The organism is Flavobacterium sinopsychrotolerans (assembly GCF_900110375.1).
Classification (GTDB): Bacteria; Bacteroidota; Bacteroidia; order Flavobacteriales; family Flavobacteriaceae; genus Flavobacterium; species Flavobacterium sinopsychrotolerans.
In genome coordinates, this window is record NZ_FODN01000002.1 from 504,036 (window position 1) to 517,762 (window position 13,727).

The 13,727-nt window shown below is 35.0% G+C and carries 7 protein-coding genes; 3 read left to right on the top strand and 4 right to left on the bottom strand.

Features of this window, described 5'->3' with window-relative positions:
• Positions 1–39 precede the first annotated feature (39 nt).
• The 4 genes from murQ to BMX64_RS06420 form a co-directional block, all read right to left on the bottom strand.
• Positions 40–867 carry an N-acetylmuramic acid 6-phosphate etherase gene (gene murQ, locus BMX64_RS06405; protein WP_091168659.1) on the bottom strand — a complete coding sequence of 276 codons (828 nt, stop codon included), beginning with the start codon at positions 865–867 and terminating at the stop codon, positions 40–42.
• A 110-nt stretch (positions 868–977) separates the two neighbouring features.
• Complete coding sequence (locus tag BMX64_RS06410) at positions 978–2,177, bottom strand: exo-beta-N-acetylmuramidase NamZ family protein (RefSeq protein WP_091168663.1); 1,200 nt, start codon at positions 2,175–2,177, stop codon at positions 978–980.
• A gap of 272 nt (positions 2,178–2,449) precedes the next feature.
• Entirely contained in the window at positions 2,450–4,183 is a 1,734-nt protein-coding gene (locus tag BMX64_RS06415; RefSeq protein ID WP_091168668.1) for a RagB/SusD family nutrient uptake outer membrane protein, read from the bottom strand.
• Positions 4,184–4,207: 24 nt separating this feature from the next.
• The gene (locus BMX64_RS06420) at positions 4,208–7,474 is read right to left on the bottom strand and encodes a SusC/RagA family TonB-linked outer membrane protein (protein WP_091168673.1); all 3,267 of its coding nucleotides are present in this window, start codon (positions 7,472–7,474) and stop codon (positions 4,208–4,210) included.
• A 243-nt stretch (positions 7,475–7,717) separates the two neighbouring features.
• On the opposite strand from BMX64_RS06420, the gene BMX64_RS06425 reads away from it, so the two are divergent.
• From BMX64_RS06425 to BMX64_RS06435, 3 genes are all read left to right on the top strand, one after another.
• The gene (locus BMX64_RS06425) at positions 7,718–8,467 is read left to right on the top strand and encodes a DeoR/GlpR family DNA-binding transcription regulator (protein ID WP_091168676.1); all 750 of its coding nucleotides are present in this window, start codon (positions 7,718–7,720) and stop codon (positions 8,465–8,467) included.
• 134 nt (positions 8,468–8,601) lie between these two features.
• The gene (gene nagB / locus BMX64_RS06430; RefSeq protein WP_091168680.1) at positions 8,602–10,527 is read left to right on the top strand and encodes a glucosamine-6-phosphate deaminase; all 1,926 of its coding nucleotides are present in this window, start codon (positions 8,602–8,604) and stop codon (positions 10,525–10,527) included.
• A 172-nt stretch (positions 10,528–10,699) separates the two neighbouring features.
• The gene (locus tag BMX64_RS06435) at positions 10,700–13,615 is read left to right on the top strand and encodes an FAD-binding and (Fe-S)-binding domain-containing protein (protein WP_091168685.1); all 2,916 of its coding nucleotides are present in this window, start codon (positions 10,700–10,702) and stop codon (positions 13,613–13,615) included.
• The last annotated feature ends 112 nt before the right edge of the window (positions 13,616–13,727 follow it).

The following is a 13,727-nucleotide window of genomic DNA, read 5'->3' on the forward strand; positions in this document are numbered from 1 at the left end:
TTTTATGAATATGTAACAGACTTTAAAATAGTTTGTTTATTAAATTTCTAGATTTTTATTTTCAGCCAGTAAAACGGCTCTGACACTTTTGTGTTTTTTTAGTAATTCAGAAGCTAATTTCTCGTCAATGTGTAGTTCTTCTACAATCATTTCAACACCTCTTTGTACTAGTTTTTTATTAGACAATTGCATGTCGATCATTTTGTTGCCATAAATGCGCCCTAGTTTAATCATAACAGATGTTGAAATCATGTTTAAAACTAATTTTTGTGATGTTCCAGCTTTCATTCTCGTGCTTCCGGTAAGAAATTCTGGACCTACAATCAATTCTATAGGATAATCAGCTTGTTTTGAAATCAGACTTTCACTATTACAGGAAATACTTCCAGTTGCGATATTGTTTTCTTTCGCTTTTTTCAATCCTCCAATAACATAAGGAGTATTTCCCGAAGCAGCAATTCCTATAACCACATCTAAACTCGAAATGTCGTAGGCTGATAAATCTCTCCAGGCTTGATCAATGTCATCCTCGGCATTTTCTACTGCTTTTCTAATAGCTGAGTCGCCACCTGCAATGATGCCAATAATCCAATTGTCTGGAACTCCAAAAGTAGGCGGACATTCTGAAGCATCAAGAATACCGATTCTTCCGGATGTACCCGCGCCGATATAAAATAGTCTTCCACCAAGTTTCATTTTAGACACAATAATATCAACCAATTTTTCAATATTGGGAATTTGTTTTTCTATTATATCCGCTACTTTTTTATCTTCATTATTAATATTAGAGAGTAGTTCATTAGTACTCATTTTATCTAAGTTCGAATAGAGCGACTCTTGTTCTGTATCGGGATTAATTTTTGCCATTTCTTATTTTTTACTGATTAGAGATTTTTTATTTTTTGTAGGGTAGATTCAATGTTTGTATTTTATTAAAACAGTGTCCTAGTTCTATTTGACAATAAACAAGCATTTATTTAATAGATTACATAGTTCATACGCATTTTTTTAAATGCTGTTAATCCATTTTTCCAACTTTTTCTTATTTTATTTTCTGAAATTCCGCTTTCAATTTGCTGCTGTAATTTTTTTGTCCCAGCAAGTTTTGTGAAAAAAGGATTGAAGAATTTAGTTTTGTCACTGGTATTTTGATAGGCTTTAATTAACCATTTTAGTTCTAATCGAGTTAGTTTAGGGTAAGAAGTTAAATCTTCACCAAAACACTCTTTTCCATTATAAAGTGGGTCTTTGGCTCCGAAATTTGGTTTTGGAGTAAAAGTAAAAGTGCTTACCGTTAAAAAAGGAGAACCATAAATTTGAAATTGTTTTTCGGTTCCGCGGCCCACACTCACATTAGTCCCTTCAAACAAGCACAAACTCGCGTACAGATTTATGGATTGGTCATTTGGTAAATTTGGAGATGGTTTTTGGGGTAAACTATATTCCATTTTTCGATTATAATCAAGACAAGGAATAACGGTCAATTTACATTGTGCCGCGTTTTTAAGCCATTTTTCTCCATTTATCATTTTTGCATATTCCCCGATAGTCATGCCGTGAAGGAGTGGAATAGGGTGCATGCCTACAAAACTGGTAAATTCTTTTTCTAAAAGTGGACCATCTATGATACTCCCATTAGGGTTTGGTCTGTCTAGAATTACAAGAGGAATTCCGTTTTCTGCGCAGGCTTCCATGACATAATGCAAAGATGAAATGTAGGTGTAGAAACGTGCTCCAACATCTTGTAAATCAAATAACATGATGTCAATTCCAACTAATTGAGTTGCTTTTGGCTTTTTGTTATCACCATAAAGAGAAATAATTGAGAGTCCGGTTTTGGCATCTTTTCCATCAACGACATGTTCACCGGCATCAGCAGTTCCTCTAAACCCGTGTTCAGGAGCAAAAATGGTTTGGATGGCTATTTTTTTTTCTAATAAAAAATCTACCAGATGTATTTTGTTTGTCAGAATCCCAGTCTGATTGGTAACAATTCCAACCTTTTTGTTTTGTAATAAAGGCAGGTATTTTTCATAATTATCAGCGCCTGTTTTAATTGTGATAATATTGTTTTCTAACGTATTTTTTTTTGTAACTATCTGAAATGAATTGGAATAACATGGAGTGTAAAATATAAATAATACAAGAAGAGCACTTTTTATTAGGAATTTGATCATTTTAAATTAAAGTTTAATAGTTAGAATGGTGATATCGACTAAATAAAATTTTAGATTTTATTTAATTAATATTCAATTTTTCTATATTAATATCAATTTGAATTTGATTTACTATAGAAGAGTTTCTCTGAATTTATCAGATAGGACTTTTAATTTGGTAGTTTTTTGGGAAGCTATGCTTATGACAAAGAAAATTACAATACTACCTCTGGGCAATCCATGCCCGGAGGTAGTTTATAATCTTATCAGTATTCAGTTTTTGAGTTTCTGAATTACCAACCTGGGTTTTGTTTTAATTCTACACCTTGAGCTTTATATAAATCAATATCATTTGTAGGGATATTTAATAAATAGTGTTTGGCTTCAAAGTTTCTTGTACTTGTTGGGTAAATCTTTACATATCCGTTAGCGTCTACTTTAATTTGCGTTCCAACAGGAGTACCAACTCTTGCTCCAAGATTTACATCTGGATTTTTTGTAGTATCTAAATAATCTCCTTTTTTCCAACGGTAAATATCCATTTGTCTTAGTGTTGTCCAGCTCATAAATTCAATTTGACGCTCACGACGAATTTCCCAAATTAGTGGATTAACGCTACCGGAGATTTGTTCTAAAGCAGCTGTTCTTCTTGGATCATTAATCTGCACACCTGCAGCAAAAACATTATTTCCGTCAGTAGTTAAAGGTGCTATACCTGCACGAGTACGTACTTTATTGATGGACATATCAAGGTCAATATTTGTAGCGGTACCAAGCTCGGCACAAGCCTCCGCGTAGTTCAAATAAACCTCGCTGAGTGTAAATAACGGACTGTCAGTATAATTTCGTCCTCCTGTTGTGACATCTGGACCTGATGTTGCAGGATTGTTGTATAATTCAAATACATATCCAGACATTGAAGTCAATGCAGCAGTACCAAAAGGTTTTCCTTTATAGCCGTAAGTAGTTGGGTTTACAGTTTTTGCAAAACGTGGATCTCTATTTGTAAATGTTTCTGTAACGTTATTATCGCCTGTATATTGGGCATTTCCGGCTTGTTGTATCGGTAAGCCATTTGTCGTTACGTAGCTATCGGCAGCCCATTTTGTTAAACCGTATTGAGTAGTAGAAGTATTGGTATAGTTCTGAAGAGAATGCATTAATACGTTTGTCAGATAACGTTTTGCAAGTATCACCTCTGAGTTACCACCTAATTCAACAGAATTATAAAGAGATTTCCAATCTGAATTTAACTTATAGCTTGAATTATTCATTATGGCTAACGAAGCTGTTTTGGCTTTGTTAAGATAAGTACTTCCGTCTTGACCTAAATGATATTTTCTGTAAGTCCCTTCATAAAGACAAACATTGCTCAAAGCAGCATAAGCCGTGTATTTATTGATAGTAACATTTTTATCATCAATTGCAAGTAGCAAGTTGGTTGCTTCTTCTAAATCAGCGATAACTTTATCTACGATTTCTGCCCTCGGTGTTGCTGGTGCATAAACTAAAGGATCATTTTGAGATAAATATTTATCAGAATAAGGTACGTCTCCAAATTTTTGCACTAAACGAAAATAAGTATAGGCTCTAAAAAATTTAGCTACTCCAATATAATGATTCTTTTTTGCCTCAGACATAGTAACATTAGGCACTTTTTCTAGCATCAAATTACAACGGCGAATTAGTGTATGATATTCATTCCAAGAATTAACATTAGTAGTAGTTGGGGTTATCGGCATCTGATAAAAAGAGAAAGCCGATAAGTTATCATCTACTCTGTTATCACTACCATGATAATAGAAAAAGGAAAGTCCAATTGTTGTACCATTTCCGTAGCCGTAAAACGTATCATAATTAATCCATGAAAATGTTTTTACATTATCTTCTGTTTGCCAAAAGTTATCGTTTGTAAATTTATCCGCAGGATCTTCTGTTAAGTAGTCCTCACAACTAACTGAAGAGATTGCTAAAGTAGCAACAGTAAACATCAGTAGTAATTTAGATTTTATAATTGATTTTTTCATTTTAAAATTTTTGAATTGTTAATATTAGAACGATAGCTCAACTCCAAAAGACCATGATTTAGTATATGGATAAGCTCTTCCCCAGAAAATTTCAGTTTCATTAATTTCTGGGTCAACAGGAAGACGGCTATCAGCCCAAGTCAATAAGTTTTCACCTGAGGTGTAAAGTCTAACTTTTTCTAATCCAGCTTTTTTTACAAGTTCTTTAGATAAAGAATATCCAAGACTAAAGTTTTTAAGACGTAAATACGACATATCAAGCAAATATCTTGTTTGTGTAATGAAGTTATTTCTACCAGTAGTGCTTCCTCCAAAACCACCTGCTTCATCACCATAATTTGGATTTGGCCAATATGCATCTGTATTATCAGGTGTCCAATAGTCTAATTGGTTTGCATACATTTGTTGAGGTGCACGATAGAAAGGTAATACAGCGTCTGAAGCCGCCCAGTAATCACGTTTAGCAACTCCTTGAAAGAAAGCAGAAACATCAAATCCATGAAACTTTCCGCCTAATGTTATTCCGTATTTATAACGAGGAGTTGAATTACCAATTTTAGTTAAATCTCCGTGATCGTCAGCGGTTCCAGCGCCGCGAGATATAGCGCCATCGCCATTTGTATCCACATAATGTACATCTCCAGCTCCAAATTTAAAATTACCGCCCATTGCTTTTGAGTAGTCAATTCCATTTACAGTTTTACCGTTATTTGTTATTACGTCATCTGCTTGAAGAAGCCTATCACTTGTTAAACCCCAAATTTGACCAATTTCATACCCGTCATAATAAGTGCTTAATAATTTTGAAGTATTATTCCATTTGGTTATCACTGAGGTGTAATCTGATAAAGCAACATCTAGAAATACCGAAGCATTTTCATTTATTTCTTTATTAAAATTCAATGACAATTCCCATCCTCTTGTTCTCATATTTCCTGAGTTTGTTTGTGCAGCAGCTTGACCAAACGAACCAGGAAGAGTAATGCCTGGAGCTAACATTCCTTTTGTCTCACGTTGATACCAGTCAAATGAAGCGCCAAACATCTTGAATATTCTCACATCCAAACCAATATCATTTGTATAAACTTTCTCCCAAGTTAATGTAGGATCAACATTAGTTGGTAAACCGGTAGAAGGAGGCAGTGTAGATCCGCTGTTTATCCACCAAGGATTTGAAGAATTTAAAACGGATAAGAAAGCATTATTTCCTACGTTTTGATTTCCAATCGCCCCAATAGAAGCACGCAATTTAAGCTCATTCAGCCAGCCACGTGTGCTTTCCATAAATTTCTCATTAGAAATCTTATATCCCACAGAAGCTGAAGGGAAGAATCCCCATTGTTGGGCAGTAGGAAATTTTGAAGAACCGTCATAACGGGCATTCACTTCTAATAGATAAATTCCGTCATAATCATAATTTATACGTCCAAAGAAACCTGCAATTGAATAGGAGGTTACTGCTGGATTTAAAGAACTATTAGCAGCTCCTGAAACAAATTGCTCACCTACAGCAAGATTAAATTCTGGTTTTGATTTGTCCAAAAGAGTATTTCTTCTTGCGTAAGTACGTGAAAAATCTTGCCATTCCGAGTTGAAACCTCCCAAAACTTTGATGTTGTGTTTATCAAATTGCTTTTTATAGTTTGCATAGATATTGACAACTTTTGTTGTTGATTCCGCCTTTGATTGAGCTACATAATCATTTCCCGCTTCAAGAATAGTGGGCACTGCTGTTTGAATTGTGGTAGCATCATAAGGCATAGCTGACCAACTATCCCAAGCTTGAAATTTGCCTCCATTTTGTTTTCTGGAATAATAATCAGTTACATTACTTATTTCACCTATTAAATTAAAATCTTTTGTAATTTCTGCTGTAAATTTTGCACTTAACCTATTATTATATTGCTCATTTTCATTCGTAGAAGCATTAGATAAATATCCTCCAGCGCTACGGAAATTATATCCTTTATAGGTTCCAAAATTTGGAGTATATTGACCCCAACGAAGAGCATAACCAAGATACCCGCCATAACCTGAATCATCAGTACCAGCACCACCATAATAATTAAACGGTTGTTTATAATTACTCAGAATTGACATTACTTTGAAATCACCAGTAAGCCAATCAGCTAATTTTGTTGTAAATCCTAAATTTACATTTGTTCTTTGTTTTGTTTCTTGATTAACTCTCAGCATTCCTTCTTGTTCTGTAAGTGCAAATGAAGCGAAGAAAGAACTGTTATTTCCTAGATTACCTTGTGCGGAAAAATTGTGATAAGTTTGAAGTGCATCATTTGCATACAATTCTTTATTAGTATCCCAAACTCTGTAGAAATAGGGTGTACCGTTTTTAATTTCCCAATCCTCACCATAAACCATCTCATTACTGGTACGATTATTAGCATATTTTTCTTTCCAGTTTTGAATTCCGGTTAGCATAGTATTATAATTTGCACCAAAAAATTCTGGCACGGCACCATCAGTACGTGTTCCTGCAGCAATCAACCCAGGAATTTCATCTGTTGGGTCTAAGAATTGTAGTGTAGAGATTGGATTATAGAAAGCCGCATTTCCTGTATAAGAAAATCTAACTTTTCCTTCTCCTGTTTTTCCTCCTTTTGTAGTAATGAGTATTACACCAAAGGCTGCACGAGCTCCATAAATAGAAGCAGAGGCCGCATCTTTAAGTACAGACATCGTTGCCACATCATTTGGATTAATAAGTGCTAAATCCGTTGGAACCCCATCAACCAAAACGAGAGGAGAATCTGAACCATTAACAGTTCCAGATCCACGTATATTTAGATTTGCTGAACGGTTAATATTTCCAGAATTAAAACTAACATTTACACCTGGCGTAGTACCTTGTAGTGCTTTACTGATGTCTGTCAAAGGTCTGCTTCCAATTGTTTTACTAACATCAATAGAGGCGACAGCGCCTGTTAGATTCGCTTTTTTCTGAGAAGCAAAGCCCACAACAACAACTTCGTCTAATTTTAAAGTATTTTCTGAAAGTTCAATATTGAGTGTTTGCTGTCCTGTAACTTTTATTTCTTTGGTTTCAAAACCAATATAACTGAAACTAAGCATTTGTCCTGATGATGCAGCGATGCTGTAATTACCATCAAAGTCAGTCGTGCTTCCATTAGCAGTTCCTCGAATAAGCACAGAAACCCCTGGTATAGGAATTCCGTCCGCTTTGTTTTTAACAGTTCCAGTAATTGTTTTCGTTTGTCCAAATGTAACTTGAACGAACAAAACCAATAATGAAATAAGGAATAATTTCTTCATAATTATTTTGGTTTTATGGTTATTGAACAAATATATTTATTTATTGCATATAAATGCAACATTTAGTATTATTTTTTTTAAAACAAACTAAATAACGCAATAAAATGCATTTTTTGTTTAAAAACAGGCTTTGTGTTTGTAGATTAATGATTTTAATGAGGTGTTCTATTGCAGTTGGTGGGATGTCTCTGCTTTTGAATTGAAATATTTGATATATTTGTCCTGAATTTTTAATTTTAAAAAATGCTGAAAGCCGAAAGACATAAATATATAATGACTAGACTTATTGAGGATCAGAAGGTTGTTACAACTGATTTGGCTTTGGCTTTAGATTTGTCAGAAGATACAATAAGAAGGGATTTAAATGAGTTAGATAACAAGAATCTTCTTGAAAAAGTTTATGGTGGAGCCATACAAAGTGCAGAAAAGCCTGCTGATGTTTTCGATATTGTCATAGCGGCTGAGGAGGAAAAGAAAAAAATTGTTACTAAAGCATTGTCTTTGTTGCATGATGGACAGGTTATTATAATGAGTGGAGGGAGTACTAATTTGGTTTTTGCTAAGTTAATCCCTTCGGATTTAAAGGCTACTATTTATACCTATAGTTTACCTATAGCGATGCAGTTGTCTCAGCATCCCAATATAGATTTAATATTTATAGGCGGAAAAATGCAGAAAAATGCAATGGTTACTATAGGAATGGATGTAATTCAAGTTTTATCAAAGATTAAAGCGGATATTTGCTTTATAGGAGCGAGCAGTATTAATGTAAAACAAGGGTTGACGGAAGTAGGATATGAGGTTTCTATCGTCAAAAAAGCAATGATAGAGTCATCTGATAAAGTGGTTTCTATGTTTGCTTCTAGTAAATTGAATACTAAAATGCCACATATAGTTTGTGATCTCAATCAGTTAGATACTATTGTTACGGATTTAGATCCAGAAGATTTAAGGTTGGAAGAATATAGAAAGCTAGGAGTTTTTATATTGTAACTTTAATTTCAGTTAAAAATTTGCGTTATTTTGCGTTATTTAAATTTATTTTTGTTAAATAATGCAAAATAAAATATTTGTTTTGTTTTTTGTATATATTTGTTAAACTAATTTTTTTAATTAAGAGATATATTATGAAAACGAATACTTCTTTGGCTTACGACATACCTGGAAAATTTGAAGAAACTCGATTTGAAAAAAATCATAATGTGATTTTTAAAAGTTCTGTTGAAGCTTCAAAGGTTGTTGCTCAGGAAATAGCAACATTAATCAAATCTAAACAAGCCGAAAATAAATCTTGTATCCTTGGCTTAGCTACAGGTTCTTCACCTATAAAAGTATATGAAGAATTGGTTAGAATGCATAAAGAGGGTGGACTTAGTTTTCATAATGTTATCACTTTCAATCTGGATGAATATTATCCGATGACTAAAGAAAACCGCCAGAGCTATCATTATTTTATGCATCAGCATCTGTTTAATCATATCGATATTAAACCTGAAAATATAAATATTCCAGATGGAACAGTTGTATTAGAGGAACTGAATCAATATTGCATGGATTATGAAACAAAAATTAAAAATGCAGGAGGAATTGATTTTCAGCTTTTAGGAATTGGTCGTACAGGACACGTAGGTTTCAATGAGCCGGGTTCTCACATTAACTCCGGAACCAGAATCATAACATTAGACCACATTACCAGAGTCGATGCTTCTTCGGATTTTAATGGTATTGATAACGTTCCTAAAAGAGCGATTACAATGGGAGTTTCAACGATTCTTAGGTCTAAAAGAATTGTTTTGATGGCTTGGGGACAAAATAAAGCGGCTGTTATTAAAAGAACAATTCAAGGCGAAATAACGTCAGAAGTTCCTGCTACTTTTTTACAGAATCATTCTAATGCTACTTTTGTTTTAGACCAATTTGCGGCTTCCGAATTAACAAGATTTGAAACACCATGGCTCGTTGGTCAATGTATTTGGACACAAGAATTAAAAAGTAAAGCAATTATTTGGCTTTGCAAAGAAACCAAACAATCCATATTGAAACTTACCGACAGGGATTACAATAATAATGGTATGTCAGATCTTTTAGCACAAGAAGGTTCTGCATATGATTTGAATATTAATATGTTTAATGTTTTACAGCACACCATAACGGGTTGGCCGGGAGGAAAACCTAATACTGATGATTCTCACAGACCCGAAAGAGCTAATCCTGCAAAAAAAAGAGTTATTCTTTTTAGTCCACATCCAGATGATGATGTAATTTCAATGGGAGGGACATTTTCTAAATTAATAAAACAAGGACATGACGTACATGTTGTGTATCAAACTTCCGGAAACATAGCAGTTACGGATGATGAAGCATTAAAATTTGCTGAAGTATGTCGTGATTTTATCGGTAAGGAAAACAGTGAAATTAATTTTTCATCGGTTATTAATTTTCTAAATAATAAGACCGAAAACCAAGTTGATTCTTTGGAAGTTCGAAAATTAAAAGGTCTTATAAGACGACGTGAATCGTATGCTGCTACCAGATACATCGGTTTAAAAGATGAAAAAACACATTTTTTAGACCTACCTTTTTACGAAACCGGGCAAATAAAGAAAAACCCTTTAGGTTTGGATGATATTGCTATCGTGAAAGATATTATTGCCAAAATAAAGCCTCATCAAGTTTTTGCTGCTGGAGATTTGGCAGATCCGCATGGCACTCATGAAGTATGTTTGAATGCTATATTCGAGGCAATGAAACAGTTAAAATCAGAATCTTACATGAATGATTGTTGGTTGTGGTTGTATAGAGGTGCTTGGCATGAATGGGATATTCACGAGATAGATATGGCTGTACCTTTGAGTCCAGACGAAGTAACGATTAAAAGACATGCCATTTTGTACCATCAATCTCAAAAAGACAGAGTGATGTTTCAAGGAAACGATTCCAGAGAATTTTGGGTAAGAGCTGAGGAGCGTAATAAAAATACAGCAAAACTATATGATGATTTAGGTCTTGCAGAATATGAGGCGATTGAGGCTTTTAAACGTTTTGATTATTAGAAAAATTAAAAGTCCTAAATGTTTAAAAGGATGAATTTAATTTTAGATATTACTTTTCGCAAGAACCGTCAGCTGATTGAAATTAATAGTAGACTAAGTTTTTTGCGAAAAGTATCAATCAGAATGTGAGATATTTTATATTTTTAGAAATAACAGCAATTTACGCCACTACATGTCAATCACGCCTCAACTAGAACAATTATCCCAGTCATTAGAAGGAACACTTTTTTTTGATGATCTTCATAAAACATTGTATGCCACAGATGCTTCCGCGTATCGAATTATGCCTGTAGCTGTAGCGATTCCAAAATCAGAGGATGATATTGTGAAAATTATTCGCTTTGCAGCAAAAAACAAGATTTCAATCACGCCCAGAACTGCCGGAACTTCGTTAGCCGGTCAAACAGTAGGGAATGGAATAATTGTGGATGTTTCGAAACATTTTACCAAGATTGTCGTTTTTGATTCCTTGAAAAAAACGGTTACCGTGCAGCCGGGAGTAATTCGGGACGAACTGAATTTGTACTTAAAAGAACACGGATTATTTTTTGGACCTAATACTTCGACCTCAAATCGCTGTATGATAGGAGGAATGATAGGTAATAATTCATCGGGAACCACATCAATTCGGTACGGAGTTACCCGAGATAAAATAGTGGAAATCAAAGCGGTTTTGAGTGATGGGACTTCGGCAGTATTTAAAGAAATGACGTCGGCCGAATTCATTGAAAAAACAAAAGGAAACACGCTCGAAAGTTCTATTTACAAAACGATTTATGAGGAACTTTCGAATACAGAAAACCAAAAGGAGATTATAAAGGAATTTCCGAAACCTGAAATTCACAGACGAAACACGGGTTACGCGATTGATTTATTATTGAAATCGGAACTTTTTGGAGGAACGGAAAATACTATAAATTTAGGGGAACTCCTTTGCGGAAGCGAAGGAACACTGGCATTTACCACCGAAATCACACTGAAAGTAGATAAAACACCGCCAACCAACAGTGTGATGGTGGTAGCGCATTTTCATACCATTCAAGAAAGTCTTGAAGCGGTTGTGACTGCGATGAAACATCATCTGTACACCTGCGAAATGATGGATGATACGATTCTGAATTGTACCAAAACCAACCGAGAGCAAGCCAAAAACCGATTTTTCATTCAAGGCGAACCAAAAGCGGTTATCATGCTCGAAGTGGCCTCTCATTATAGTATGGAAGATGCCGAAGTGCAAGCAAATGAGTTGATTGAAGATCTTGAAAAAAATAATTTCGGCTATGCTTTACCTAAAATTTACGGCGCTGATATTGATAAAATAAATGAGTTGCGAAAAGCAGGTCTCGGACTTTTAGGAAGTATTGTTGGCGATAATAAAGCGGCGGATTCTATTGAAGATACGGCTGTTGAATTGAGTGATTTGCCCAATTATATTGCCGAATTTTCAGCGATGATGAAAAAACACGGACAAGAGGCGATTTATTACGCACATGCCGGAGCTGGAGAATTGCATTTGCGTCCGGTTTTAAATTTAAAAACAAAAGAAGGGCTGCATCAATTTAGAAACATCGCAACTGAAGTGGCTATTTTGGTCAAAAAATACAGAGGTTCGCTGAGCGGAGAACATGGCGACGGAATTGTGCGTGGCGAGTTTTTGCCTTTCATGATTGGAGACCAGAATTATGAATTGTTGAAACGAATCAAACATGCTTTTGATCCCAATACCATCTTGAACGTTGGGAAAATCGTAAACGCTTTCAAAATGGATGAAAATCTGAGAGTGGAAGCGGGCAGAGTGGAACCAAATATACAAACAATTCAGGATTTCTCCGATAGTATGGGGATTTTGCGTGCCGCGGAGAAATGCAATGGTTCTGGTGACTGCAGAAAATTACCTTCGGCAGGTGGGACTTTATGTCCAAGTTATCGTGCGACCCGAAATGAAAAAGATACGACGCGTGCCAGAGCCAATGCGCTGCGAGAATATCTGACACATTCAGAGAAAGATAATAAATTCGACCACGAAGAATTGTATAAAGTCTTTGAATTGTGTGTGAGTTGCAAAGCTTGCGCCAGCGAATGTCCCAGTAATGTGGATGTGGCTGCCTTAAAATCGGAGTTTTTGTACCAATATCAAAAAGCAAATGGATTTTCATGGCGCAATAAAATATTTGCTTTTAATGCGAAATTGAATGGTCTGGGAAGTATCACTCCAAGGTTCACGAATTTCATGGTGAATTTGCCTTTGGTAAAAAAAAGCATGGGAATTGCATCCAAAAGAGAAGTGCCGCTTTTGGCTTCAAAGACGTTCAGGAAATGGTACGAGAAAAATTGGAATCAGGCGCCAGGTGATTCATTTGTAAACGGAAAAGTATGTTTGTTTTGTGATGAATTCACTAATTTCTATGATGTTTCTGTTGGAATCGATGTGTATGAATTATTGACAGCCTTAGGATACGAAGTAATTCTGGTGGACCATGAAGAAAGTGGAAGAGCTTTTATTACGAAAGGTTTTCTCGAAGAAGCAAAAGCAATTGCGAATACAAATGTGGCTGTTTTTTCGGATTACATTACTGCAGATTTTCCTTTGATAGGAATAGAACCTTCGGCAATATTGACCTTTAGAGACGAATACATTCGATTGGCTGACGATAAAGAAAGTGCTGAAAAATTAGCCAAAAATGTATTTACGATTGAAGAGTTTTTCAAAAATGAGATTACAAAAGGAAAAATTCATGCAGAACAATTTTCTGAGGAGGCGAAAACAATAAAAATTCACGGACATTGCCACCAAAAGTCATTGAGTACGATGGAAGCGACTTTTGCGATGTTGAATGTACCGAAAAACAGTTCGGTTACTATTTATAATTCGGGATGTTGCGGCATGGCAGGTTCTTTTGGATATGAAAAAGAACATTATGAAATCAGCATGCAAATGGGAGAAGATACGTTGTTTCCAAAAATTAGAGCCACTGAACCCACAACGGCTATTGCAGCAGCAGGAACGAGTTGTCGCCACCAGATTTTTGATGGAACCAACAGAAAAGCCTTGCATCCGGTGACAATTTTGAGGAGCTGTTTGAAATAATTTTTTTGAATTTCATTTCATTTTTTCTTTCAAAATGTATTATAAATTTTATTTTTTCATGCATTTTGAGGAGAGTTTATTACCTTATTTAAACAAAAGTTACCCTGATTCT

What these genes read in the sequence shown, in the direction of transcription:
- murQ (WP_091168659.1), bottom strand. Translation starts at nt 867, where the DNA reads ATGGCAAAAATTAATCCCGATACAGAACAAGAGTCGCTCTATTCGAAC.
- BMX64_RS06410 (WP_091168663.1), bottom strand. Translation starts at nt 2,177, where the DNA reads ATGATCAAATTCCTAATAAAAAGTGCTCTTCTTGTATTATTTATATTT.
- BMX64_RS06415 (WP_091168668.1), bottom strand. Translation starts at nt 4,183, where the DNA reads ATGAAAAAATCAATTATAAAATCTAAATTACTACTGATGTTTACTGTT.
- BMX64_RS06420 (WP_091168673.1), bottom strand. Translation starts at nt 7,474, where the DNA reads ATGAAGAAATTATTCCTTATTTCATTATTGGTTTTGTTCGTTCAAGTT.
- BMX64_RS06425 (WP_091168676.1), top strand. Translation starts at nt 7,718, where the DNA reads ATGCTGAAAGCCGAAAGACATAAATATATAATGACTAGACTTATTGAG.
- nagB (WP_091168680.1), top strand. Translation starts at nt 8,602, where the DNA reads ATGAAAACGAATACTTCTTTGGCTTACGACATACCTGGAAAATTTGAA.
- BMX64_RS06435 (WP_091168685.1), top strand. Translation starts at nt 10,700, where the DNA reads ATGTCAATCACGCCTCAACTAGAACAATTATCCCAGTCATTAGAAGGA.